The 25,826-nt window shown below is 63.1% G+C and carries 20 protein-coding genes; 14 read left to right on the top strand and 6 right to left on the bottom strand.

Annotated features, from left to right (window positions below):
• Positions 1–3 precede the first annotated feature (3 nt).
• The 4 genes from AB5Y91_RS03980 to AB5Y91_RS03965 all read right to left on the bottom strand — a co-directional run bounded on the left by AB5Y91_RS03980 (position 4) and on the right by AB5Y91_RS03965 (position 6,508).
• A complete protein-coding gene (locus AB5Y91_RS03980; protein ID WP_368169127.1) occupies positions 4–1,932 on the bottom strand; it encodes a PTS mannitol transporter subunit IICBA in 1,929 nt (642 codons plus the stop codon).
• A gap of 673 nt (positions 1,933–2,605) precedes the next feature.
• Entirely contained in the window at positions 2,606–4,642 is a 2,037-nt protein-coding gene (locus tag AB5Y91_RS03975; protein WP_368169126.1) for an exoribonuclease II, read from the bottom strand.
• 100 nt (positions 4,643–4,742) lie between these two features.
• Positions 4,743–5,642, bottom strand: a complete 900-nt coding sequence (locus tag AB5Y91_RS03970) for a LysR family transcriptional regulator ArgP (RefSeq protein ID WP_368169125.1) — start codon at positions 5,640–5,642, stop codon at positions 4,743–4,745.
• 239 nt (positions 5,643–5,881) lie between these two features.
• Positions 5,882–6,508 carry an acyl-homoserine-lactone synthase gene (locus AB5Y91_RS03965; protein WP_368169124.1) on the bottom strand — a complete coding sequence of 209 codons (627 nt, stop codon included), beginning with the start codon at positions 6,506–6,508 and terminating at the stop codon, positions 5,882–5,884.
• A gap of 64 nt (positions 6,509–6,572) precedes the next feature.
• Between AB5Y91_RS03965 and AB5Y91_RS03960 the strand changes: the two genes are divergently transcribed.
• The 3 genes from AB5Y91_RS03960 (at position 6,573) to AB5Y91_RS03950 (ending at position 10,347) form a co-directional block, all read left to right on the top strand.
• A complete protein-coding gene (locus tag AB5Y91_RS03960; RefSeq protein WP_368169123.1) occupies positions 6,573–7,355 on the top strand; it encodes a LuxR family transcriptional regulator in 783 nt (260 codons plus the stop codon).
• Between the two features lie 264 nt (positions 7,356–7,619).
• The gene (gene lysE / locus AB5Y91_RS03955) at positions 7,620–8,240 is read left to right on the top strand and encodes an L-lysine exporter (RefSeq protein ID WP_106885093.1); all 621 of its coding nucleotides are present in this window, start codon (positions 7,620–7,622) and stop codon (positions 8,238–8,240) included.
• Positions 8,241–8,367: 127 nt separating this feature from the next.
• Positions 8,368–10,347 carry a bifunctional 2',3'-cyclic-nucleotide 2'-phosphodiesterase/3'-nucleotidase gene (locus tag AB5Y91_RS03950; RefSeq protein WP_368169186.1) on the top strand — a complete coding sequence of 660 codons (1,980 nt, stop codon included), beginning with the start codon at positions 8,368–8,370 and terminating at the stop codon, positions 10,345–10,347.
• Positions 10,348–10,414: 67 nt separating this feature from the next.
• Here the strand turns inward: AB5Y91_RS03950 and lpxL are convergent, their stop codons facing one another.
• Positions 10,415–11,338: an LpxL/LpxP family Kdo(2)-lipid IV(A) lauroyl/palmitoleoyl acyltransferase gene (gene lpxL, locus AB5Y91_RS03945; RefSeq protein ID WP_290029442.1), complete on the bottom strand. Its 924-nt coding sequence runs from the start codon at positions 11,336–11,338 to the stop codon at positions 10,415–10,417.
• A 251-nt stretch (positions 11,339–11,589) separates the two neighbouring features.
• On the opposite strand from lpxL, the gene hldE reads away from it, so the two are divergent.
• The gene (hldE, locus tag AB5Y91_RS03940; protein WP_106885090.1) at positions 11,590–13,017 is read left to right on the top strand and encodes a bifunctional D-glycero-beta-D-manno-heptose-7-phosphate kinase/D-glycero-beta-D-manno-heptose 1-phosphate adenylyltransferase HldE; all 1,428 of its coding nucleotides are present in this window, start codon (positions 11,590–11,592) and stop codon (positions 13,015–13,017) included.
• A gap of 109 nt (positions 13,018–13,126) precedes the next feature.
• Here the strand turns inward: hldE and tolC are convergent, their stop codons facing one another.
• Complete coding sequence (tolC, locus tag AB5Y91_RS03935) at positions 13,127–14,452, bottom strand: outer membrane channel protein TolC (RefSeq protein WP_106885089.1); 1,326 nt, start codon at positions 14,450–14,452, stop codon at positions 13,127–13,129.
• A 307-nt stretch (positions 14,453–14,759) separates the two neighbouring features.
• Between tolC and nudF the strand changes: the two genes are divergently transcribed.
• The 10 genes from nudF to parC all read left to right on the top strand — a co-directional run bounded on the left by nudF (position 14,760) and on the right by parC (position 25,797).
• Positions 14,760–15,401 (top strand): ADP-ribose diphosphatase, encoded by a 642-nt coding sequence (nudF, locus tag AB5Y91_RS03930; protein ID WP_025325572.1) that lies wholly within the window; start codon positions 14,760–14,762, stop codon positions 15,399–15,401.
• A gap of 84 nt (positions 15,402–15,485) precedes the next feature.
• On the top strand, positions 15,486–15,932 hold the full coding sequence (locus AB5Y91_RS03925) for a DUF1249 domain-containing protein (RefSeq protein ID WP_368169122.1): 447 nt from the start codon (positions 15,486–15,488) through the stop codon (positions 15,930–15,932).
• Positions 15,933–15,959: 27 nt separating this feature from the next.
• On the top strand, positions 15,960–16,778 hold the full coding sequence (gene cpdA, locus AB5Y91_RS03920; RefSeq protein WP_368169121.1) for a 3',5'-cyclic-AMP phosphodiesterase: 819 nt from the start codon (positions 15,960–15,962) through the stop codon (positions 16,776–16,778).
• A 13-nt stretch (positions 16,779–16,791) separates the two neighbouring features.
• A complete protein-coding gene (locus AB5Y91_RS03915; RefSeq protein ID WP_368169120.1) occupies positions 16,792–17,379 on the top strand; it encodes a YqiA/YcfP family alpha/beta fold hydrolase in 588 nt (195 codons plus the stop codon).
• 2 nt (positions 17,380–17,381) lie between these two features.
• Positions 17,382–18,005, top strand: a complete 624-nt coding sequence (locus AB5Y91_RS03910) for an NUDIX hydrolase (protein ID WP_368169119.1) — start codon at positions 17,382–17,384, stop codon at positions 18,003–18,005.
• Positions 18,006–18,101: 96 nt separating this feature from the next.
• Complete coding sequence (locus tag AB5Y91_RS03905) at positions 18,102–18,344, top strand: DUF1656 domain-containing protein (RefSeq protein WP_106885084.1); 243 nt, start codon at positions 18,102–18,104, stop codon at positions 18,342–18,344.
• Positions 18,337–19,203: an HlyD family secretion protein gene (locus tag AB5Y91_RS03900; RefSeq protein ID WP_163135731.1), complete on the top strand. Its 867-nt coding sequence runs from the start codon at positions 18,337–18,339 to the stop codon at positions 19,201–19,203. Before AB5Y91_RS03905 ends, AB5Y91_RS03900 begins: the two co-directional genes overlap by 8 nt.
• A 1-nt stretch (position 19,204) precedes the next feature.
• Positions 19,205–21,217 (top strand): FUSC family protein, encoded by a 2,013-nt coding sequence (locus tag AB5Y91_RS03895; RefSeq protein WP_368169118.1) that lies wholly within the window; start codon positions 19,205–19,207, stop codon positions 21,215–21,217.
• A gap of 311 nt (positions 21,218–21,528) precedes the next feature.
• A complete protein-coding gene (gene parE / locus AB5Y91_RS03890) occupies positions 21,529–23,424 on the top strand; it encodes a DNA topoisomerase IV subunit B (RefSeq protein WP_111913471.1) in 1,896 nt (631 codons plus the stop codon).
• Between the two features lie 78 nt (positions 23,425–23,502).
• Positions 23,503–25,797: a DNA topoisomerase IV subunit A gene (parC, locus tag AB5Y91_RS03885; protein ID WP_368169117.1), complete on the top strand. Its 2,295-nt coding sequence runs from the start codon at positions 23,503–23,505 to the stop codon at positions 25,795–25,797.
• Positions 25,798–25,826 lie beyond the last annotated feature (29 nt).

Genomic DNA, 25,826 nt, shown 5'->3' with positions numbered 1-25,826 from the left:
CGATTAGGCAGCCTGTTCGGCCCCCAGCAGATCCAGGAACTCCTGGGGATCCTGGGTGCTGGCCAGCCGGTCGATGAGACCGGGTTCATCCAGTGCATTGGTCAGGCGGGTTATGACCTGCATGTGTTCGTCATTGCGGGCGGCGATGCCGATCACCAGGCGGGCCACCTCGTCGGCGGCTTCGCCAAAGGCGACTCCGGCCGGGTACTGGCAGATGACGATGCCGGTACGCTTCACGTGCTCCTTGGCGGCTATGGTGCCGTGAGGGACGGCGATGGACTCGCCGAGGTAGGTGGAGACCAGCAGCTCGCGCTCCAGCATGGCGTTGACGTAGTCGGGCGCCACATAGCCCCGCTCCGCCAGCAGCTTGCCGGCAGCCCGGATGGCGGCCTCCTTGTTGTCAGCCTTGAGGCCCAGGTGCACGTCCTGGAGGCTCAGGGTGAAGACCTCGGCGGCCTGCGGCTCGTAGCTGTCGTCGTTGGCCGCCACCAGCAGTTGCGGGTTGGCCACGTCGTCGTTGGCGGCCCTGGCCAGGCTGAGGTTCTGCACCAGCTCCTGATAGAGGGCGTTGTCGAGGAAGTTGGAGAGGGAGATATGGTGAGCGTGGGGCGCGTGGCGGCGGGCCCGCTCGGTCAGATCCTTGTGGGTGATGACCCAGTCCACCTGATCGTCGAGCTGATCGATGGCGCGGTTGGTCACGCTGATGTTGAGCCCGGCGGCCTGCACCCGCTTGCGCAGCAGGCCGGCGCCCATGGCGCTGGAGCCCATGCCAGCATCGCAGGCGACCACTATATTGCGCACCGCAGTCAGCTCGGCACCCGGCTTCTTGGCCGCAGTGGTCTCGGGTTTGGCACCCTTCATGCTCTTCATCTTGCGGGTGGCTTCACCCAGGGCATCGGCCTCGTCGGCTTCCGGCTGCTGGGCACGGACGAACACGGCGGCGACCAGGAAGGAGACGGTGGCGGAGGCGATGATGGAGAGCAGCACCCCGATGAGGGAGGCTTTCGGCGTCATCAAGAGCACGGCGAAGATGGAGCCCGGGGAGGCCGGGGAGACCAGACCGGCGTTGAACAGGGTCAGGGTGAAGACCCCTGTCATGCCACCGGCGATCACCGCCAGAATGAGGCGCGGGTTCATCAGCACGTAGGGGAAGTAGATCTCGTGGATGCCACCGAAGAAGTGAATGATGGAGGCACCGGCAGCGGACTGCTTGGCGGCGCCACGGCCGAACACCATGTATGCCAGCAGCACCCCCAGACCCGGACCCGGGTTCGCTTCGATCAGGAAGAAGATGGAGCGACCCTGCTCTGTGGCCTGCTGGATCCCCAGCGGCGAGAAGATGCCGTGGTTGATGGCGTTGTTGAGGAAGAGGATCTTGGCCGGTTCGACGAAGATGGAAGTCAGCGGCAGCAGACCGTGGGCGACCAGGAAGTCGACGCCACCGGCCAGGGCGCCGGAGAGCACCTTGACGAAGGGACCTATGACGAAGAAGGCGAGGATGGCGCACAACATGCCGATGATGCCGGCGGAGAAGTTGTTGACCAGCATCTCGAAGCCGCTCTTGACCCGACCTTCCATCGCCTTGTCGAAGCGCTTGATGGCCCAGCCACCCAGCGGGCCGACCATCATGGCGCCCATGAACATGGGAATGTCGGTCCCCACTATGACGCCCATGGTGGTGATGGCACCGACCACGGCACCCCGCTCCCCCCCGATCAGCTTGCCGCCGGTATAGCCAATCAGCAGGGGCAGCAGGTAGGTGATCATGGGGCCGACCAGCTTGGCCAAGATTTCGTTTGGCAGCCAGCCGGTGGGGATGAAGAGTGCGGTAATGAAGCCCCAGGCGATGAAGGCGCCTATGTTGGGCATGACCATATTGGACAGGAAGCGTCCAAAATTCTGTATCTTGACTTTGGTATCCGGTGATAACATGTCGGGACCCCGTTTTAAGCCTGTGTGATTGAAAGTGGTAGTCGGGATGACGGGTTTTGCCGAACCCCCATCCCTGTCGTCTAAGCAACTTCAATCTACCAGCTTGTGATCAAATTAGGCTGAAAACGGGGTGTCTTGTGACCCAGCTCTCAAATACCCCGACCTCCCCCCTCCCTTCATGGTGATATCGATCACATTCAGGCGCTGTAGTTTGGCTACATTTCGATCTTTCTCGTCATGAACGGCTTTTTAATGTGACTCGGATCACCCTTTGTCGTTTGCGCAAACCCCATGTCAATGTGATTGCTATCACAAATCTTTCATTTGTAGCCAATTGGAGCATGCCTGGTGACGGCAATTCAGAGGATGGCGACGATGGATCTCGCATCATCATCGACTACTAATCAATGAATCAGTGGTTTTGTAACCCACTTTCAGTTTTGCTCCCCGCGCTTTCGGCCACTTGGGCGCTGTCCCGCCTCCTTTGGCAGGCCCTGATGGGCCTCCCTGGCGACGCCTGCCAATACCCGCTGCGAAAAATGGGAGTGTCTGCACAGCCACAAGCACAGGCCGACCCAGCCCATCCACACCCCCTGACGCTTCTGCCCAGGTTGCCGCGCCCATAAAAAAAGCCCGCAATATTGCGGGCTCTTGGCATGCTGGGGAGCGGGGCTTATTCCGCCTTGGGGGCCGCGTCGGCCGCCGCCTCGCTGCTCTCGCTTGCTGTGTTCTCGGCCGCCGGTGCTTCCGGTGCCGGACCCGGCACCAGGGCCACCGCCGGTTTGGCGATGAGGGAGCGGGTCTCTTCCACCGCCTCGCTCAGCTTCACCTCGATGATCTGGCCAAGCTCATAGACCACTTCGGTCTTGTCCAGGTAGACGCGACCGTTGTCCCAGTTGCACTCCAGCCTGTCCTTGTTGTCCAGGATATGGCGGGCGGGCATGAAGACCACGGCGCCGTTCTCCTGCAGACGCAGCTTGAGGCCGGCCCGCATCACATCGATGATCTCGGCGTTGAACACCTGATCGGTACCGGCGGCGGCCTGGAGGTAACGGACATAGAGCCAGTCGCCGATGTCGCGCTCCACCCTGCGGTGCAGGCGGCGGCACTCGGTCAGGTGCTCGGTGAGCTCCTGGCTCGGGCGCTCACCCGGGGTCTTGCCGGCGATGACGGCCTTGAGCAGACGATGGTTGACCATATCGCCGTACTTGCGGATCGGGGAGGTCCAGGTGGCGTAGGCATCCAGCCCCAGGCCGTAGTGGGCACCCGGCTCGGCGGACATCAGGGCATAGCTCTGGAAGCGGCGGATCTTGCCGTCCAGCCAGCGGGTGTCCAGGCTGTCGATCCAGCGGCGCAGGGCGCAGAAGCCGGTCAGGCTGGCGATCTCTTCCTTCTCGAACGGGGCCTCGGCACTTTTCAGCAGGTCGATGGCGCCGTCGAGGGACTCTTCATCGAACCCTGTGTGGACGTTGAAGATGCCGTAGCCGACGCTCTTGCCCAGCACGCGACCGGCGCAGATGTTGGCGGCTATCATCGACTCTTCGATCATCCGGTTGGCGATGCGGCGCGGCTCCACATGGATGGCCAGCACGGCGCCGTTCTCACCCAGCTCGAAGTCGTAGTCGGGACGGTCCGGGAACACCAGGGCGTGCTCGGTACGCCACTTGATACGCGCCTCCGTCATGGCTTTCATCAGCGGCAGCTGGGCCAGGACGCCGGCGTCTATGTCCAGCGCCTTCCCGTGCTCGGCCCAGTCGGAGACGTCGTCATAGTTCAGACGAGCGTGGGAGACGATGCGGGCGGCGAAGAATTCGGTCTCTTCCAGCAGCAGGCCATCCTCGGCGATCAGCAGACGTGCGCACAGGGTGTTGCGCTCCTCGCCCTCTTTCAGGGAGCAGAGCTCGTCGGAGAGGGTGCGCGGTATCATGGGCACATTGCGGCCCGGCATGTAGACGGTGAAGGCGCGCTTGGCGGCTTCCTGGTCCAGCTCGCTGCCTTCGGCCACGTAGGCGGTCGGATCGGCGATGGCGACCAGCAGCTCCCAGCCGTTGTCCAGTTTGCGGATGGAGAGGGCGTCATCCATGTCCTTGGTCTTGGCGCCATCTATGGTGAAGAAGGGCACCTGGGTCAGATCGCGACGGGGCAGCTCTTCCTCTTCGATGACGTTCCACTCGGGCAGGTCCGCCGGCTCGATCTGGGCCAGGTTGTGGCGCGCCAGCACTACCCACCAGGGCACGTTGTGATCGTCCTTGTCGGCGATGAGCTGGGTTATCTCGGCGGAGAAGTTGCCATCCACCAGGGCGTGACGCTTGAGGGTCGCCACCACCCAGTCCCCTTCCTTGAAGGACTTCTCGTCCAGACCCTTCTTGGCGCGGGCCTTGATGGCGTCCTTGATGAGGGGGTGATCAGGCACCACGTTGAGGCGGTCGCGGAACATCTTGACGCGGCCGACGAAGCGGACCACGGCCTGCTCCAGCAGGGCATCCGGCTCGGCCACTTCCTTCTCTTTCTCGGTACGGATCAGGGCGCTCACCCGGTCACCGTGCATCACCTTCTTCATGTAGGGAGGCGGCACGAAATAGCTGGTCTTCTCATCGACCTCCAGGAAGCCGAAGCCCCGATCGGAGGCGCGAATAACACCCTCTTTCTTGGGGATGTTTTCGCGGATTTGTTGCTTGAGCTGGGCCAGCAGCGGATTGTCTTGGAACATAAGTGAGGAACCTGAAGTGGAAAACCTGGGTGGAGACCTGATGAAGGATCGCCCAGCACTATACGTTTTTACCCCTCCAAAGCCAAGGTGAATGGCCCGCTCAGCGGGGTTGCAGTGCCCGGCGACCCTGCTCGATCAGGCGCAATGAGATCTGCTTGTGCAGCCCCCGCTCCAGCACCCAGCGGTGCCAGTAAAGGCGCTCGACCAGGTGGAGATCCGGGCTGAGATCGAGCAGCAGCCCCTGTGCGAGCTGCTGGCGGATCTGCAACTCGGGGATGAGACAGCAGGCCAGCCCCTGCTCGGCCATGGCGACGAAGGCCTCCGACGAGCGCACCGTGTGGCAGGGGTAGCCGCCGGGGGCCAGGGCGAAGTGACGGGCCATGAAGCTGACGTGCATGTCGTCGCGCTGATCGAAGGCGACCGCCGGTGCCTTGGCCAGTGCCGCCGGGGTGAGCCCGCGGGGGAAGTGGCGGGCGACGAAGGCGGGGCTGGCGGTCAGCAGGTAGCGCATCTCGCCGAGCTCGTCGACGCAGCAACCGGCCAGGGCCTGCGGCTGCAGGCTGACGGCGCCGAACGCCTGGCCCTCGCGCACCTTGTCGAGGGTGCGGCTCTCGTCATCCACGAGCAGGTTCAGCTCTATGGGGTGCTGCTCCAGCAGGGGGGCCAGGGCGGGCAGAAACCAGGTGGCCAGGCTGTCGGCGTTGACGGCTATGCTGACCCGGATCGGCGCCTGGGGCTCGGCGGGGGAGAGTTCGCCCGCCAGCTCCAGCTCCAGCTGGCGTACCTGACGGTAGTGGGCCAGCAGCTTCTGCCCGAGGGCCGTGGCCTGCAGGGGCTGGCTGCGGATGATCAGCGGTTCGGCAAACTGCTGCTCCAACTGCTTGATGCGCTGGGAGATGGCGGACTGGGTGATGTGTAGACGCTGGGCGGCGCGCTCGAAGTTCTGTTCCTGCATCACGGCATCCAGTGCCAGCAGCAGCTTGTAGTCCAGCGTCTTCATCAGCATTCCTTATCAGAGAAGGGGATTGAGCAAGGATGCTACTGGAGTGACGGAGGGAGAACAACCTGGCCCGGCGGCGGGCACTGCGTGGGGGCATCCCGGGCTGTCACTGTGAGATGTGACAGTAGCGACAAAGTGAGATTCATAAGATACTCATTTGGTCCGTTTTTGCATGGGGTGGAAACGGGCCATAGCGAGAGTTTTGGTCCCGGGTGTCAGCCTGGGACTTTTTTATGGGGTCAGCTCATGCCGAGCAGCTCTCCGGCCGGGACGTACTCCCCCCGCAGGGGACGGTTGACGGCGCGCTCGAAGCGCTCGTCCAGTTGGAAGCGGATCCCGACCCCGCGCACGGCCCCCAGATCCACCGCCTGACGGTGACCGAGCCGCTCTATGGGCAGGCCGAGGCGGCGGAAGATGCGCTCCACCGGCAGGCTGACCACGGCGACCAGCTCCCGGATCCCCTGTTCCCTGGCGAAGGCATAAACCTCGCGGAAGATGACGCAGGTCAGCTCGCTGATGCCGTTGTCGAGCGCGGGTGCGCGGCCGGCATCGATGGCAAGCCGGGTCAGCTCCCAGACATCGGCGCCGCGCGGAGGCCGCTCGCCGGCGAGGGCACCGGGAAAGATGCTGGGCAGCATGTAGTCCTGGGCGCAGCTGAGCGGCCTGATGCAGCCGCACAGACCCTCTTCATCTTCAATCAGCACCCAGTGGGTATCGGGTTTGTCGAAGCTGTCCCGCTCCAGACCCCGGTGGGATTCCACGTCCCAACCGAGCCGATCGGAGAAGACGCGCTTGCGAAAGCGATAAAGCTCGTTTTCGACCTCCCATCTGGGGTGTTCTTTCAATTTTCCTTTGAAAACAAGCATTCATGTCTCTCCATTTCATGGTTAGGCGCTATAATCCAAGGCCTTGGCCAGGGGAGGCTAGCCTATGACACGCGACCAACTGCTTGAGTATCTGGAACATTTCACGCTGGTAACGGATGGAAACCGGCTGGCCGAGCTGATCGGCCGCTTCACCCTGGGCATGGGCTACGACTACTATCGATTTGCGCTCATCCTGCCCATGTCGATGCAAAGGCCCAAGGTGGTGTTGTTCAACCAGTGCCCGGACTCCTGGGTGCAGGCCTACACGGTGAACAACATGCTGGCCTGCGATCCCATCATCCAGCTCGCCCGCACACAGACCCTGCCCATCTACTGGAACCGGCTGGACGAGAAGGCGCGCTTCCTGCAAGAGGGGAGCATGGACGTGATGGGGCTGGCGGCGGAGTTCGGCTTGCGCAACGGCATCTCGTTTCCGCTGCACGGGGCGACGGGGGAGAACGGCATACTGTCGTTCATCACCCGGGAACGGGCATCCAGTGATCTGTTGCTGGAGTCCTCGCCCATCCTCTCCTGGATGTCCAACTACATCTTCGAGGCGGCGATCCGGATAGTGCGCAAAAGCATGAGGGAGGAGGATCCCCAGGAGGCCCTGACGGACAGGGAGACCGAGTGCCTGTTCTGGGCCAGCGAAGGGAAGACATCGGGGGAGATCGCCTGCATCCTCGGGATCACCGAGCGCACCGTGAACTACCACCTCAACCAGGTCACCCGCAAAACGGGGTCGATGAATCGCTACCAGGCCATCGCCAAGGGGGTCAGCAGCGGTATCTTGCTGCCGAATCTGGAGCAGGTGGTGGTCACCAACTTCCCCAGACTGTTGCAGTGAATGCCGGCCTGGCGACGCTGCCCTGTCGCTCGGCATCTCCTCTGTCGCCATCACCCAGTGTCCCAAGCCGATCCCGTCACTTTGGCGATTCTCGGGGCGGGCCTCCGGGGCCACAATTGTCAGATCCTGCAATTGACAGCCTGCCAGATGTCGTTTTTCGCCCCGCCTTATCAGTTTTTTGAATGCATCAGAAAATGAATGAATTTCTCTGATTCCACGCCTCCCCTTATAGTGCCCCCAGATCTCCCACACAAAGGTTTGTCCATGTTTGCGACCACACTGCAGGGCTTTACCCTCGGCCTTGCCATGATCATCCCCATAGGTGCCCAGAATGCCTTCGTGCTGAGCCGGGGCATTCACCGCAACCACCATCTGCTGACGGCGACCCTCTGCTGTCTGTGCGATCTCGTGCTGATCGGCATAGGGGTGTTTGGCGGTGCCAACCTGCTGGCGGCCAGCCCCATCGGCCTGGCGCTGCTGACCTGGGGCGGCGTGCTGTTCCTCGGCTGGTTCGGGGTGCGCTCCTTGCGCAGTGCCTGGCGCGGGCAGGGGGCGGCCCTGGCGGACTCTCCCCAGCTGATGGGGGTCAAGAGCGTGCTGGCCATGACGCTGGGGGTGACCCTGCTCAACCCCCACGTCTATCTGGATACCCTGATGCTGCTCGGCTCCTTCGGCAGCCAGTTTGCCGAGGATCTGCGGCCCGCCTTCGCCGCAGGTGCCATGCTGGCTTCTCTGGTGTGGTTCTATGGGCTGGCCTTCGGGGCGGCGGCGCTTTCTCCCTGGCTTGCCCGGAGCAGGGTGCAGCAAGTCATTGATATGGTTGTCGGTATCATAATGCTGGTGCTGGCAGTCAAGCTGGCCAGCGGGGCTCTGCTGGCCTCATAAGGCTATTTTTGTGCCGGGCTTCATAAAAATGAGTCTCGGTGTCATCTGCTGACATATTCGTCTGTTAAATTCCCGGCGCTGGTAAAGCGTTACTCATAATAAAAGGGAAAAGACAGTGAATAACTCCATGAAGCTGGGGGCAATCGCCGCCATCGTGCTGCTGACCGCCTGCAGCAATGAAAATGACAGCAAGGCGCAGCCGGGGACAGTCTCCCTGCGCCTGATCCAGACCTCCGACATCCACTCCAACGTGCTGGGGTATGACTACTACCAGAACAAGGAAGACCGCAAGTTCGGCCTCTCCCGCACCGCCCTGCTGATCCGCGCTGCCCGCGCCGAAAACCCCAACAACCTGCTGCTCGACAACGGTGACCTGATCCAGGGCACGCCGCTGGCGGACTATATCTTCGAGCAGTCCGGTGCCGGTTACCTCGAGAAGCAGGCCCACCCTGTGTTCAAGGCGATGAACGAGCTGGGGTATGACGCGGGCAACCTCGGCAACCACGAGTTCAACTACGGCCTGGATTACCTCGGCAAGGTGCTGGCGGGGGCCGAGTTTCCCTATGTGAACGCCAACGTGTTCGAGGCGGGCGCCTTCAAGCGCGACGCCAAGGGACAGATTGACTGGAGCGGCAACAAGTTCACCCCTTATCTGCTGCTGGAGCGCCAGGTGACCGATGACAAGGGCCAGTCACAGACCGTCAGGGTCGGCATCCTGGGCCTGACGCCGCCCCAGGTGCTGCAGTGGGACAAGCGCCATCTGGAAGGCAAGGTGGTGGTGGCCGACATGGTCGAGACCGCCAACCACTATGTGCCCGAGCTGCGCGCCAAGGGTGCCGATCTGGTGGTGGTGGTGGCCCACACCGGCATCAATGCCAACAGCTACGAGGCCATGATGGAGAACTCCGCCTGGCACCTGGCCAAGGTGAAGGGGATAGATGCCCTGATGCTGGGTCACGCCCACAAGAACTTCCCCGGTGACTTCCCGGACCTGCCCGAGGTGGACAACAAGGCCGGCACTCTGAGTGGCATTCCGACCGTGATGCCCGGCTACTGGGGCAACCACCTCGGCATCATAGACCTCAAGCTGGAGCAGGTGGATGGCAAGTGGCAGGTGAAGCAGAGCCAGGCCAGCCTGCGCAAAATAGATTCAAGCGAAGGCAGCGCCGTGGATCAGCGGGTGGTGGATCTGGTGCAGGCGGATCATGACGCCACCAACCAGTGGCTGGACGAGCCGCTGGGCAAGATCACCTCTCCCATTCACAGCTTCTTCGCCCTGGTGCAGGACGACCCTTCGGTGCAACTGGTGAGCGATGCCCAGCGTCAGCACGCCGAGCAGCTGCAACGAGACGGTCTGCTCAAGGAGCCCTACCCGATCCTGTCGGTGGCGGCCCCCTTCCGCGGCGGGCGCAACGGCATCAATGACTTCACCTATGTGGCCCAGGGGGACATCTCCTTGCGCAACGTCTCCGATCTCTACATCTATCCGAACACCCTGCAGGTGGTCGAGGTGAACGGGGCCACCGTCAAGGAGTGGCTGGAGATGAGCGCCGGCCAGTTCAACCAGATAGACACCGGCAAGACAGAGGTGCAGTGGCTGGTGAACGAAAGCTTCCCCACCTACAACTTCGACGTGATCGACGGTGTGAGCTACGAGGTGGACATCACCCAGCCAGCCCGTTACAGCAAGGAGGGGCTCAAGGTGAGCGACGGTCAGCGCATCAGCGGCCTCACCTTCAACGGCCAGCCGGTGGATCCGGCACAGAAGTTCTACGTGGTGACCAACAACTATCGCGCCAGCGGCGGCGGTCACTTCCCGGGCATAGATGGCAGCAACATAGTCCATGAAGATCCCTTCGAGACGCGGGAGATCATCGCCCAGTACCTCAAGTCCCAGTCTGCTGCCAATCCGGCGGGCTTCAGCCCGGCGGCCAACAACAACTGGCACATGAAGGCGCTGCCAGTGGGGGTTGACGTGCGGCTCTACTCCTCGCCGAGCGATGAGGCCAAGGCCCTGGCCGGTGCGGATCTTGAGTACAAGTCCACCCTGCCGATGGACGACGCCAAGCATCCCGGCTACGCCATCTACCGCCTGATCCGCCAGTAATTCAGGCGCGGTCGCAGACCCGTAAAAAAGCCCTCGCATGCGAGGGCTTTTTCATTGGGAAGGGGCCTTAGTAGAAACCCGCGTCGTCCGGGTTGGGACGGGTCTTGAAGCGGCGATGCAGCCACATGTACTGCTCCGGGGCCTTGCGCACGGCGGCCTCAATCTCGCGGTTGGCGCGGGCGGCATCGACCAGGTCGTCGCCGCTCGGGTAGCCTTCCAGCGGCGCCCCTATGTACAGGGTGTAGCCCTCCTGGGTACGGATGTTGTAGCAGGGCAGGGTGACTGTGTTCTTGACCCTGGCCAGGGTGGCGGTGCCCGTGATGGTGGCCGCCTGCTCCACCGCGAAGTAGGGCACGAAGACGCTGGCGTGGCTGCCGTAGTCGTGATCAGGCGCATACCAGAGGGCGTCGCCGTTGCGCAGCGCCTTGATCATCCCCTTCACATCCATGCGATCCACCAGGTACTTGTTGGAGGCGCAGCGACCGTGATACTGGGCGTACTCCAGCACCGGATTGGTGTTGGGACGATAGACGCCGACCCCGGGCCGCACCAGGCCGAAGCAACGGGCGTTGAGCTCCAGCGTCAGGAAGTGGCAGGAGAGTAGCAGCATGCCCTGACCCTTTTCGATGGCGTCGATGACATGCTCTTCCCCTTCCACCTTCATCAGGCGGCGCATCCGCCAGTCTGGCCAGAACCAGGCCATGCCCACCTCGAAGATGGCGCAACCCACGCTCTCGAAGTTCTGTTTGAGCAGGGTTTCCCGCTGATCCCGACTGAGCTCGGGCATCGCCAGCTCCAGGTTGCGACGGGCAATCTTGACGCGGGATTTCAATACCTTGCGGGCCAGGGTGCCGAGCTGGCGACCCAGCCACATCTGGCTGCGCCAGGGCAGCAGTACCAGCAGCCAGAGCAGGCACAGACCGAACCAGCTGCCCCAGTAACGGGGATGGAACAGACGGGGTTCGAGGCGGGGGGCATGTTCGTTGGCCATGAAGAGTCTCTTGTTCACAAAGGCAAGGGAGGGAGCCCAGCCGACACGGGGGGATCGGAGCCCCTGGATAGGCTGTCACTCGCAATCTGGGGATTCTATCCGAAAAATGGGGGTGGGTGCGAATCGCCATCACCTGGTCAGAGGGGTCAGACGGGGGCGCCGTGGCGGGCATGGCTGTGCTTTTTTCACGTCCCGGAAAAGAGTGTGATAAAATCGGCCGCTGAAATTTTCAGGTTTGAGAGCCGATACAGATGAAAATCACCCTGCCCGAGTTTGAGAAAGCCCGCGTTCTGGTCGTTGGCGATGTCATGTTGGATCGCTATTGGCATGGCCCCACCGGCCGCATCTCCCCCGAGGCGCCGGTGCCCGTGGTCAAGGTCGAGCACATCGAAGAGCGCCCGGGTGGCGCCGCCAACGTGGCCCTGAACTCCGCCGCCCTGGGTGCCCAGGCCGTGTTGCTGGGGCTGACCGGTCAGGATGAGGCCGCCGATGCCCTGGCCGGCCAGATGGCAGGGGTCAAGGTCGCCTGTGATTTCGTTCGTCTGACCGACTACCCGACCATCACCAAGCTGCGGGTGCTGTCCCGCAACCAGCAACTACTGCGCCTCGATTTCGAAGAGGCCTTCCACGACGTGGACGCCAGCCTGTTGATGGGCAAGGTTGAGCAGGCGCTGCCAGGGGCCGACGTGATGATCCTCTCCGACTACGGCAAGGGCGCCTTGAACGACGTGCCTGGCATGATTGCCCGCGCCCGTGCCGCCGGCATCCCTGTGCTGGTGGATCCCAAGGGGACGGATTTCGAGAAGTATCGCGGCGCCACCCTGCTGACCCCCAACATGTCCGAGTTCGAGGCCGTGGTGGGCAAGGTGAAGAGCGAAGAGGAGCTGGTCGCCAAGGGGCTGGAGCTGGTCAAGCGCTTCGAGCTGGACGCCCTGCTGGTGACCCGTTCCGAGAACGGCATGACCCTGATCCGCGAAGGGCAGCCCGAGCTGCACCTGCCGGCCCAGGCTCACGAAGTCTATGACGTCACCGGTGCCGGCGATACCGTCATCTCCACCCTGGCGACATCGCTTGCCGCCGGTATGAGCCTGGACGAGGCCTGTGCCCTGGCCAACACAGCCGCCGGCATAGTGGTGGGCAAGCTGGGTACCTCCACAGTGAGCCCGGTGGAGCTGGCCAACGCCCTCTACACCGAGCAGGAGACCGGCTTTGGCGTCATGTCCGAGGCCCAGCTCAAGGTTGCCGTACAGGCCGCCCGCCTGCGCGGCGAGAAGGTGGTGATGACCAACGGCTGCTTCGATATCCTGCATGCTGGCCACGTCTCCTACCTGGCCAATGCGGGCAAGCTGGGGGATCGCCTGATAGTCGCGGTCAACACCGATGAGTCCGTGCGCCGCCTCAAGGGGCCGGGCCGTCCGGTCAACCCCACAGAGCGCCGCATGACGGTGCTGGCGGCCCTGGGTGCCGTGGATTGGGTGGTGCCCTTCGGTGAGGACACGCCCCAGCGACTGATCGCCGAGATCCTGCCAGACCTCTTGGTCAAGGGGGGCGACTACAAGCCCGAAGAGATCGCCGGCTATGCCGAAGTGACCGCCAACGGTGGCGAGGTGCGGGTGCTTAACTTCGAGGACGGCTGCTCCACCAGCGAGATCATCAAGACCATACGCGAACGCGGCTGAGCACCTCCGGCCTCGGCCGGATGTGCCTGACCACTCGCCTCTGGCGAGCGGCAAGCAGGCAGCAAAAAGGCGACCATAAGGTCGCCTTTTTTCATGCCGTGAATCCGGCTCAGGACTTCTTGGTGACCTGGGCGGCGGGCATCAGGCCCTGGTTCACGTCTTCCAGATCCTTCTGCTCCAGTATGCCGGCGGCCTGCTTGAGGGAGAGGATGCTGAGGATGTAGTTGTAACGGGCCTCGGAGAGTTTCTGCTTGGCCTGGTAGAGCTTGCGGGTGGAGTCCAGCACGTCGACTATGGTCCGGGTACCCACTTCATAACCGGCCTCGGTCGCCTTCAGGGCGCTGTCGGCGGAGATGACGGACTGGCTGTAGGCGCGCACCGAGCCGATGCTGGCGTTCACGTTGTTATAGGAAGAACGCACTGTGCTCTGTACCGAGCGGAAGCTGCGCTCCAGCTGCTCGCTGGCGGCCACGTAGTTGAACTGGGCCTGCTTGACCTGGGAGGTGGTGGCGCCCCCGGTGTAGAGCGGCAGGTTGAAGTTCAGACCGATGTTGCCCTGATTGCTGTTGCTCTCGGGGTTGCGGATCTCGTCCTTGTAGTCGTTGTAACCGGCGGTGAGGCCGGCGCCCAGATCCAGGGTCGGCTCATGGCCCGTCTTGGCCAGATCGATCTGCTCCTTGGCGATGTCCTTGCCGATGCGGGCGCTGTGCAGCTCAAGGTTCTTGTCCAGGGCCAGCTCCAGCCACTTGTCGGAGTTGAACGGGGTCTTCTGCGGGGCGAAACGCTCGGTGTTGAGCACGTCCAGCTGGCGATGATCGATGCCGGTCAGCTCGCGCAGGCTCTCGTAGCTGTTGTCCAGGGTGTTCTCGGCATTGATCTCGTCTGCCAGCGCCTGATCGCGCTCGGCCTCGGCCTCATGCACGTCCGTGATGGCGGTCAGGCCCACTTCGAAGCGCTGCTGGGTCTGTTCCAGCTGACGCTCTACCGCGGTCTTGTTGGCACGGACGAACTCCAGGGTATCCATCGCCTTGAGCACGTCGAAATAGGCCTGAGCGGTACGCAGCATCAGGTTCTGGTACTCGAGGTTGTAGGCCACGTCGGACTGGGTGGCGCTCTTCTCGGTCAGGTCCAGGTTGACCCAGTTGCTGCGACGATAGACGGACTGATCCAGGGTGACGCTGCCGCTGGCACCGCTGTTGGTCTGGGTATCGTCCTTGTTCTGCAGGTAGTTCAGGCCGGCGCCCAGATTGATCTGTGGCAAGAGAGCGGCGCGGGATTCGTTGATCTTCTCGAAGGCTTGGTCCCGCTTGGCCTTGGATTCCAGCAGCTGGGTATCCTTGATCTGGGCTTGCTGGTAGATTTCGAGCAGGTTTTCGGCATGAGCGGCACTGCTCACACCCAGCATCACCATGACTGACAAGAGTGTTCTTTTCATATGATAGTTTTAACCTTATTTATCAACCCAAAGCTGTCCGCTGGATGAAGGAGGGGATTGTCACCGACCAAGCTTGATTTCAGCTTAACCACTCTACTACAAGCAGATTTCATTGCGAACTGTCTCTTTTCCAGCGACAGAAACGTCAAGAGTCAGGGCGAGTTTTCTCGGCCACGCGCCTAGCCAAATGTCCTGTGGCTGCTAAAATCCATCCCTCATCGTCGGCGAGAGCGAGTGAATGAATGTTCATTCATGCCCCCGAATATTATGGTCAAACCAAGCCAAGTCAAGCTGGTAGGAGTCTCGTATGTCACAGCAAGCCTTGCCTCAAACCAGTCACTATTCCGGTGATGATGTGAAAATCATCGATAAATCATCTGGATACAACGGCTTTTTCAAAGTGAACGTCTATCGCCTGCAACACAGGTTATTTGCCGGTGGCTGGAATGAGCCCATAGTCCGCGAGCTGTTCGAGCGGGGCCATGCGGCCGCGCTGCTGCCTTATGATCCCGTGCGCGACCAGATAGTGCTGGTGGAGCAGTTCCGCATCGGAGCCATCGAGACCAGCCCCACTCCCTGGCTGCTGGAGCTGGTGGCCGGCATCATAGATGAAGGGGAGACAGCAGAAGCCGTGGTGCGCCGCGAGGCGGTGGAAGAGGCGGGCATCGAGGTGGGTCGCTGCGAGCATGCCATCAGCTACCTGGTGAGCCCGGGTGGCAGCACAGAGCGTATCGAGGTCTATGTGGGGGAGGTGGATGCCAGCCAGGCGGCGGGGATCCACGGTCTGGCGGAAGAGGGTGAAGACATCCGGGTCCATGTGGTGAGCCGCGAGCAGGCCTACGCCTGGCTCAAGGAGGGGCGCATCGACAATGCCGCCTCCGTCATCGCCCTGCAATGGTTGGCCCTCAATCATGGCGAGCTGCAGGCCCGCTGGCTGGCGGGGCGCTGAGGTGGTGCTCGTGCACGTCAGGCGCCATGTGCCTCCTGTCTGCGAGGTCAATCGTCCATGGATCCTGATTGATGGAGTTGCGATATGCCATTAGTCCAGAGCCCGATGAAACGTTATGTGCCTGATCTGATGTCCTTGCAGCGCACCTGCGAGGTCAACTACATGGCCTTGATGAAGCTGCTGCCCCCCGGCGGTAGCGTGGGGGCGGTGCGCCGTTATCAGGTGGGCAACGGCCTGCAGTTCCAGCTCACCGTCAGCGAAGAGAGCCGCTTCACCAGTCAGGTGATCCTGGCCCAGCACAATCCCGAGTTGCCGAGCTACTTGCAGGCTCGTATAGAGATTCGTTTGTATCACGATGTGCGGATGGCGGAAGTGTGTGCGGCGCAACAGATTTCAATGTTGCAACCACGTTATGATTATCCCAATAAAAAAATGCACCACAGGGATGAAAAAGAGCAGGTAAATCTATTCTTGGCCGATTGGCTAAGATTTTGTCTCAAACATGGCACCAGCCTGATCAACATCCTCTAGTCGAACCCATAAAAAAGAAGCGTGATTTTGGAAACAGAGCTACCTCAGGCGCCGGACGGCAGTGTGCGCCTGTTACAGATTACCGATACCCATCTCTTCGCCAGTGCAGAGGGACGACTGCTGGCCGTGCGAACCGCAGAGAGCCTGGCTGCCGTGCTGGAGCAGGTGCAGGCCAACGCCCATCCGTTCGATCTGATCCTCGCCACCGGGGATCTGTCCCAGGATCACAGCCCGGAATCCTATCAGCGGTTCGCCTCCATGATGGCCCCGCTGGCGCGCCCCATCTACTGGTTGCCCGGCAACCACGATGACGGCCCCCTGATGACGGAGTACCTCCACGCCGCCGGGATCAGCGAAGCCAAGCAGCTGGTGGGAGACCACTGGCAGGTGATCCTGCTCGATACCCAGGTGCGCGGCAAACCCCATGGGGTGCTCGGGGATCACCAGCTGGCGGCGCTGGACAGCGCCTTGCGTCAGCATCCCGAGCGCCACGCCCTCATCGCCCTGCACCATCAGGCGGTACCGGTGGGTTGCGCCTGGCTGGATCAGCACAATCTCAAGAATGCCGATGATCTCTTCGCCGTGCTGGCCCGCCATCCCCAGCAGAAGACCATCTTGTTCGGCCATGTGCATCAGGAGTTTGACGAGGTGCACCAGGGGGTGAGGCTGATCGCCAGCCCCTCCACCTGCATCCAGTTCAAGCCGCTCTCCGACGGTTTCGCCCTGGACGAGTCCGGCCCGGGCTGGCGTTATCTCACCCTGCATCCGGATGGCCGCATTTCCAGCCAGGTGTGGCGGTTGCCGGTGGGGCAGTTCGTGCCCGACCCCAACGCCACCGGGTATTGAGGAGTCCGCCATCATGACCCCGGTTCTGCTCTATCTGCACGGTTTCAACTCATCGCCCGGCTCGGCCAAGGCGCAGCAGATGGCTGCCTGGGTGGCCGAGCACAGGCCCGACATCGAAGTGCTTATCCCGACCCAGCCCAATACCCCGGCGGCGGCCTGGGAAGCCATCGAAGCCGTCATTGCCGAGGCCAGGGCTCGCCATGATGGCCGCCTCAGGCTAGGTGCCGTGGGCAGCTCCCTCGGCGGCTTTATGGCGACCCGGGTGAGCGAGCTGCATGGCTGCCGCGCGGCGCTGATCAATCCGGCGGTGCGCCCCCATGAACTGCTCTGCGACTACCTGGGGCACCAGGTCAATCCCTATACCGACGAGCGCTACGAGCTGCTGCCGACCCACATGGACGAGCTGCGGGCGCTGGCGGTGCCGGTGAGCGCCCCCGAGCGGCTCTGGATCCTGCAACAGCAGGAGGATGAGGTGCTCGACTATCGCAAGGCATTGAGGGAATACGAGTTTGCCCGCCTCTCCCTGGAGTGCGGCGGCAACCACGCCTTCGTCGGCTTCGAGCGCTATCCTGCCCAGATAGTGCGCTTCCTCGGGCTCTAGCCGTGCAACCGCCGTTGGCCGCCTTTCTGGAACAGGTGCTGGCCACGGCCCAGGCCGGGCTCACCTACTCCCAAGATCCCTTCGATATCGCCCGCTTCGAGGCGCTGCGAAACGCGGCTGCCACGCTTATCGCCAGCCAGAGCGAGCTGGATCACGAGGCCATCGCCCACTGGATTGCTCTGGACAGCGGTTATCCCACCCCCAAGCTGGATGTGCGGGCGCTGATCCGGGATGACGCGGGCCGGCTGCTGCTGGTGCAGGAGCGCAGCGACGGACTCTGGACTCTGCCTGGGGGCTGGTGCGACATAGGCGACTCGCCAGCGGGCGCAGTGGTGCGCGAGGTTGTTGAAGAGACGGGCCTTGAGTGCCGCGCCGTGCAACTGCTGGCCCTGTTCGACAAGCTCAAACACCCCCATCCCCCGCAACTGCCCCATGCCCACAAGGCCTTCTTCCTGTGCGAGGTGACGGGGGGAGTGCTGCTCACCGAGACTGACGAGACCCTAGGCGCGGCCTATTTCCCCATCGACGCCCTGCCTCCGCTCTCCCGTCACCGGGTGGTGGAGTCCCAGCTGCGCTGCCTTCACGACCATGTGCGGCAGGGACGGCGTCATACCCTGTTTGACTGACAGAGGTGACGGCATGGTGTCATCTGCTTCTGTAGCCGCCGAAATGGCTGTGTTAACCTTGGTCAGCCTGCGCTCTGGCGGGCCATTCTCCTCCTCTTGCCAACCGGGAGCCTGCCCGTGACGACTGCTTCAGCGCTGCCGGATCTGATCCTGGGGGCCTCGCTCTACTTTCCCCCCCTGTTCAAGGCGGTGCTGCTCGGCCTGCTCGGCTGGTTGCCGGTGCACCACCTGCTGAGAGACTGGCTCTACGGCGGGGACGTCTGGCACCCTCTTCTGATGGATCTCTCCCTGTTTATCCTCGCCGTCAGTGGCGCACTCTGGATACTGCTACATGGCTAAATCTCCCCTGGCAACCCTCAAATACTTCTCCACCCTGCTGGTGTGCGCCCTGGCGCTGGTGTCGCTCTGGTGGTTGTGGAACTACTACATGCAGGGCCCCTGGACCCGGGATGGCAAAGTGCGGGCCGAGCTGGTCAGCATCACCCCCGAGGTGTCGGGCAAGATAGTCAGCATCTGGATCAAGGACAACCAGCTGGTGAAGAAGGGGGAGACCCTGTTCAGCCTGGATCCCGTGCCCTACCGGATTGCCCTGGACAACGCCAACGCGGCGCTGGCCAAGGCGAAATCGGATCTCGACAAGGCGGAGCACGAGGCCAGGCGTCGCCAGGGACTGTCCCGCACCGTCATCTCCGCCGAGGCGGTCGACGAGTCCAGGCTCAATGCCCAGGCGATGAAGGCGGCCTATCAGGTGGCCCAGGCCAATCTGGAGCAGGCCAGATGGTCGCTCGCGCGAACCGAGGTACACGCCGCCAGCGACGGTTACATCACCAACCTGCAGGCCAGGGTCGGCAACTACGCCAGCGCCGGGGTGCCCCTGGTGGCTTTGGTCGATATCCACTCCTTCTACGTGCAGGGCTATTTCGAAGAGACCAAGCTCAGGCACATAGCGCCGGGCAAGCCGGCGCGCATGGTGCTCTACAGCGGGGAGCAGGCGCTCAAGGGGGAGGTGGAGAGCATAGGGCGCGCCATTCACGATCAGAGCCTGGAGGGGAGCCAGGGGCTGCTGCTCGACGTCAAGCCTAACGTGCCCTGGGTGCGGCTGGCCCAGCGGGTGCCGGTGCGGATCCGTCTGCTGGATGTGCCGCCCGAGCTTGCCCTGATCGCGGGCACCACCTGCACCATCACCATAGGGGAATAGGGTGGCAGGCCGGGGACGCTGGCGCCAGACACCCTGGGGTCAGGCCAATGAGGGCCAGTGGCGCTATGCCCTGCGCAACAGCCTGGCCATGTGCCTGTCGCTCTGGCTGGCCTTCGTGCTGCAACTGGATGCCCCCTACTGGGCCATGACCTCGGCCGCCGTGGTAAGCTTTCCCACCGTCGGCGGCGTCATCAGCAAGAGCCTGGGGCGGGTAGTGGGCAGCCTCATCGGCGCCATGGCGGCCGTGATGATCACCGGTCTTGGCATCAGCGATCCCTGGCTGTTCAGCTTCCTTATCGCGCTCTGGCTCGGCCTTTGCACCTACATCTCCAACCACTATCAGAACAACGTCTCCTACGCCTTTGCCCTGGCGGGCTACACTGCGGCCATCATCGCCTTCTCCTGCGTCAACGTGACCGAGACAGAGCACATCTTCGACATCGCCCAGGCCAGGGTGAGCGAGGTGATAGTGGGCATCCTCTGCGGCGGTCTGATGATGATGATTCTGCCGAGCCTCTCGGATGGAGAGACACTGCTGGCGTCCCTTGGCAAGAGTCAGGCCCGGCTGCGGGAGCACGCCCAGTTGCTCTGGCTGGGGGAGGCGGGGGCCGATGTGCGCGGTGCCCACGAGGGAATCATCGGCCAGATCCTCACCATGAACGTGCTGCGCATTCAGGCGGTGTGGAGTCACCACCGGCTGCGCCGCCACAATCGGCTGCTCAACTTCCTGCTGCACCGCCAGCTGCGGATGGTCAGCCTGATCTCCGGGGTGCGCCGCATGCTGCAACACTGGCCGCAGCCGCCGGACGGACTGACCCCCCTGCTGACCTCGGTGATCCGCGCGCTGGGCGAGCCCGATTGCGACAAATACCGCATCGCCCGCCTGCTGGCTCCCTTCGTGGCCGAGTCGGGCAGCGATTTTCGCCGCCGCACCTTCTGGCTGCGCCTGCGCCATTTCTGCTGGAGCTATCTGGAGTGCCAGCGCTGGCTCGGCCGGCTGGCGCCCTATGACGGCCAGGAGTGGCCCACGCCGCCGCGCCACAGCTCGCTCACCCGTTACAACGACAGCGTCGAGGCGGCCTACAACGGCGGTCGCACCTTCCTCTGCGTGCTGCTGGGCTGCGCCTTCTGGATCAACACCCAGTGGGAGTCGGGCGCCTCGGCCCTGACCCTGCTGTCCATCTGCTGCGTGCTCTATTCGGCCACCCCGGCGCCGACCAAGGGAACCCAGACCATGCTGCAGGCCATCCTGCTGCTGAGCCTGGTCTGCTTCGCGGTCAAGTTCGGCCTGATGATCCGCATCGACGACTTCTGGCTGTTCTGCGCCCTGCTGTTCCCGGCGCTCATCACCATGCAGCTGATCAAGTTGCAGCGCCCCTCGTCGTCGGCGCTCTGGGGCCAGCTCATAGTGCTGCTCGGCTCCTTCCTCGCCATCACCAACCCGCCGAGCTACGACTATCAAGCCTTCGTCAACGACAGCATCGGCAAGGTGCTGGGGGTCATGGTGGCGGGACTGGCGTTCCAGATCCTCAGGCCCAGCTCGGACAGGCGCAAGAGCCGCCGCCTCATCCGCTCCCTGCGTCGCCACTTCATCGATCAGCTGGCCGCCAGGCCCCGGCAGAGCGAGAGCCAGTTTGAATCCCTCATCTATCACTGCATCAGCCAGCTCGGTCAGGGGCAGGATCAGAGCGCCCGGCTCTGGGTGCTGCGCTGGGGCGTGGTGCTGCTCAACTGCAGCCACATCGTCTGGCAGTTGCGCCAGTGGCGGGGCAGGGAGCCGGCACTCTATCTGGTGCGGGACGCCTGCGTGCGCTGTCTGGAGGGGATCCTCACCGAGCAGGGGGTGCAACATGGCTCCCTCCATCAGACCCTGGCCGAGCTGGATCGCATCAGCCTCGGCCTGGCCGATCACCCCGAACCCTCGGCCCGAGAGCTTGCGGGCCTGGTGTGGCGACTCCATTGCTCCCTATCCCCCCTGTTGCAGGCGCCGCCCTCGGCCCTGGCGCCCGCCTGATCCCTCTCGTCCTTGTTGCAGGCGCAACCCATGGCCCTGGCGCCCGCCTGATCCCTCTCGTCCTTGTTGCAGGCGCAGCCTTCGGCCCTGGCGCCCGCCTGATCCCTCTCGTCCTTGTTGCAGGTGCAGCCCATGGCCCTGGCACCGTCTGCTCCCTCTTGCCCTTGTGGCAGGCGCAGCCCATGGCCCTGGCGCCCGCCTGATCCCGCGGGGCCATAGCCTCTCTGGATCACCCTTTGCCACCGCCCTATTTGTCCAAGACCCTCCCAGCGAGTAAGATTCCCTCCAAACGTCAATTCGCAAGGCCCTCCATGTCCACTCAATACAATGCGGATGCCATTGAGGTCCTCAATGGCCTCGAACCGGTGCGTCGCCGCCCCGGCATGTACACAGACACCACCAGGCCCAATCACCTCGGCCAGGAGGTCATCGACAACAGCGTCGATGAGGCGCTGGCGGGCCATGCCCGCACCCTGGAGGTGACCCTGTATGAAGATCAGTCCCTCGAGGTTGTCGATGACGGCCGTGGCATGCCGGTCGACATTCACCCGGAAGAGGGCGTTTCCGGTGTGGAGCTGATCCTCTGCAAGCTGCACGCGGGGGGCAAGTTCTCCAACAAGAACTACCAGTTCTCCGGCGGTCTGCACGGGGTGGGCATCTCTGTGGTGAATGCCCTTTCCGATCGGGTCGAGGTGACGGTGCGTCGCGACGGTCAGGTCTATGACATCGCCTTCGAACGTGGCGAGAAAGTGCAGGAGCTCACCATCACAGGCACCTGCGGGCGCCGCAACACAGGCACCCGGGTGCGCTTCTGGCCAGAGGCTCGCTATTTCGACTCGCCGCGCTTCTCGGTCTCCAAGCTCGAGCATCTGCTCAAGGCCAAGGCCGTGCTCTGCCCCGGCCTCACCATCAAGTTCCTCGACAAGAACACCGGCATCAAGCTGGAGTGGTGCTACGAAGATGGCCTCAAGGATTACCTCGTTGATGCGGTCAAACAGTTCACCTGCCTGCCGGAGCAGCCCTTCGTCGGCGCCTTCAGCACCGAGCAGTCTGCGGTGGACTGGGCCCTGTGCTGGTTGCCGGAGGGGGGCGAGTGCCTCGCCGAATCCTATGTGAACCTGATCCCCACGGCGCTCGGCGGCACCCACGTCAATGGCCTGCGTCAGGGCCTGCTCGACGCCATGCGCGAGTTCTGCGAGTTCCGCAACCTGTTGCCGCGCGGGGTCAAGCTCACGCCGGAAGACATCTGGGATCGCTGCGCCTACATCCTCTCGGTCAAGATGCAGGATCCCCAGTTCGCCGGTCAGACCAAGGAGCGGCTGTCGTCCCGCCAGAGCTCGGCCTTCGTGTCCGGGGTGGTGAAGGATGCCTTCAGCCTCTACCTGAACAGCAACACCGAGCTGGCGGAGCAGATCGCCGAGATCTGCATCAGCAGCGCCCAGCGCCGGATGCGCGCCGCCAAGACTGTGGTGCGCAAGAAGATAACCCAAGGCCCGGCCCTGCCCGGCAAACTCACCGACTGCAACTGCGCCGACCCCATGCAGGGGGAACTCTTCCTGGTGGAGGGTGACTCCGCGGGCGGCAGTGCCAAGCAGGCGCGGGACCGTGAATTCCAGGCCATCATGCCCCTGCGCGGCAAGATCCTGAACACCTGGGAGGTGGAGGCCGGTCAGGTGCTCGCCTCCCAGGAAGTGCACGACATCTCTGTGGCCATAGGCCTGGATCCCGATTCCGAGGATCTCTCCGGCCTGCGCTACGGCAAGGTGTGCATACTGGCGGATGCGGACTCGGACGGTCTGCATATCGCCACCCTGCTCTGCGCACTCTTTGTTAAGCATTTCAGAACCCTGGTCAACAAGGGCCACGTCTATGTGGCCATGCCGCCGCTCTACCGGATCGACATCGGCAAGGAGGTCTTCTATGCCCTCGACGAGGACGAGAAGAACGGCGTGCTGCAACGGGTCGAGGCCGAGAAGAAGAAGGGCAAGGTGATGGTGACCCGATTCAAGGGGCTGGGTGAGATGAACCCGAAACAGCTGCGGGAAACCACCATGGATCCCAACACCCGCCGGCTGGTGCAGCTCACTATGGGCGAGCTGGAGGAGGGGGACGAGACCCTGCAGCTGATGGACATGCTGCTGGCCAAGAAGCGTGCCCCGGATCGCCGCGAGTGGCTTGAGGAGAAGGGCAACCTTGCGATCATCTAAGCCAATGGCCTCTGTCATCAGCCGACCCGACTTTCAGGTGCGCCGCCCAGTGGCGCACCCTAGCAAGAGAACAACCTTATGAGTGATGCTATCGAGCTCAGTCTGGACGGGGTCGAGCGCCAGCCCATGCGCGCCTTCACCGAACAGGCTTACTTGAACTACTCCATGTACGTCATCATGGATCGGGCTTTGCCCCATATCGGCGATGGCCTCAAGCCCGTGCAGCGGCGCATCATCTACGCCATGAGCGAGCTGGGGCTCTCCGCGCTCTCCAAGCACAAGAAGTCGGCCCGTACCGTGGGTGACGTGCTGGGTAAGTACCATCCCCACGGCGACAGCGCCTGTTATGAAGCCATGGTGCTGATGGCCCAGCCCTTCTCCTACCGCTACCCGCTGGTGGACGGTCAGGGCAACTGGGGTGCGCCGGACGATCCCAAATCCTTCGCCGCCATGCGTTACACCGAGGCGCGGCTGTCGCGCTTCTCCGAGCTGCTGCTCTCCGAGCTCGGCCAGGGCACCGTGGAGTGGACGCCGAACTTCGACGGCACCATGAAGGAACCCGTGGTGCTGCCCGCCCGCCTGCCTCACATACTGCTCAACGGGGTGACCGGCATAGCGGTGGGGATGGCGACCGACATTCCGCCCCACAACGCGCGGGAAGTGGCTCTTGCCTGTGCCGAGCTGCTGGACAACCCCAATGCGGGGCTGGATGTGCTGATGACGCATATTCAGGGGCCGGACTACCCGACCAATGCCGAGATCATCACCCCGCGCGATGACATCCGCAAAATCTACGAGACCGGCAAGGGCTCCATCAAGCAGCGGGCGGTGTGGAGCGAGGAGGATGGCGACATCGTCATCACGGCGCTGCCCCATCAGGCCTCAGGCGCCAAGATCATGGAGCAGATCGCCGCCCAGATGGTGGCCAAGAAGCTGCCCATGGTCACCGACCTGAGGGACGAGTCGGATCACGAGAACCCGACCCGTCTGGTGATCATCCCCCGCTCCAACCGGGTGGACGTGGAGGGGCTGATGGCCCACCTGTTCGCCACCACGGATCTGGAGAAGAACTATCGCGTCAACCTCAACATCCTGGGGCTGGACAACAGACCCCAGGTGAAGACCCTCAAGATGATCCTCTCCGAGTGGATCGTCTTCCGTCGCGAGACCGTGCGTCGCCGTCTGCAATATCGTCTCGACAAGGTGCTGGCGCGCCTGCACATCCTCGAAGGCTTGCTGGTCGCCTACCTCAACATCGACGAGGTGATCGAGATCATCCGCACCGAGGATGAGCCGGGCAAGGTGATGGTGGAGCGCTTCAACATCAGCGAGACCCAGGCCGAGGCCATCCTCGAGCTCAAACTGCGCCATCTGGCCAAGCTCGAAGAGTTCAAGCTGCGCGCCGAGCAAGAAGAGCTGGCCGAGGAGCGCGACAAGCTCGAACTGATCCTGGGCTCCGAGCGTCGCCTCAACACCCTGCTCAAGAAAGAGCTGCTGGCGGATGCCGAGAAGTACGGCGACGATCGCCGCACCCCGCTGGTGGAGCGCGCCACAGCCGTGGCCCTGACCGAGAAGGAACTGACCCCGAGCGAGCCGGTGACCGTCATTCTGTCCGACAAGGGCTGGGTACGGGCTGCCAAGGGCCACGACGTAGACGTGGCCGGCCTCTCCTACAAGGCGGGGGATGGCTATCTGGCCCACGCCTGCGGGCGCAGCAACCAGCAGGCAGTCTTCCTCTCCAGCCTGGGCCGCACCTATTCCCTGGAGGCGCACACCCTGCCTTCCGCCCGCAGTCAGGGGGAGCCGCTCACCGGCCGCTTTGCCCTGGGGGCGGGGGAAGAGGTACGCCATCTGGTGATGGGCAATGAGGGCGAGCCTTATCTCATCGCCAGCGACGCCGGTTACGGCTTCGTCTGCAAATATGACGACCTGATTGGCAAGAACAAGAACGGCAAGGCGCTGCTGACGGTGCCGGAAGGGGGCCTGGTGATGGCACCCCAGAAGATTGGCTCGCCAGAGACCGATCTCTGCATGGCCATCTCCAACGAGGGGCGCATGTTGCTGTTCCCGCTCAGCACCCTGCCGGTGCTCGGCAAGGGCAAGGGCAACAAGCTGATCAGCATCCCATCCGCTCGCGTCAAGGCGCGGGAGGAGTTTATGGTGATGGCCGCCATCATACCGCAGGGGCAATATGTCACCCTGTTTGCCGGCAAGCGCAAGCTGACCCTCAAACCCTCTGATCTCGACTACTACCGTGGCGAGCGCGGCCGCCGTGGCGCCAAGCTGCCCCGTGGTTTGCAGCGGGTCGATCGCATCGAGATTGAACCCGCCGCTGGTGCAGAGCCGGTCGCCGAGGAAAATCAGGAAGGGTAAGGGAAAAGGGCGTGAAATATTCGCGCCTT

It is taken from the genome of Aeromonas sp. R4-3 (assembly GCF_040908275.1).
Taxonomy (GTDB): Bacteria; Pseudomonadota; Gammaproteobacteria; order Enterobacterales; family Aeromonadaceae; genus Aeromonas; species Aeromonas rivipollensis.
The sequence above is the reverse complement of the archived record's forward strand: the minus strand, read 5'-3'. Positions and strand labels throughout refer to the sequence as shown.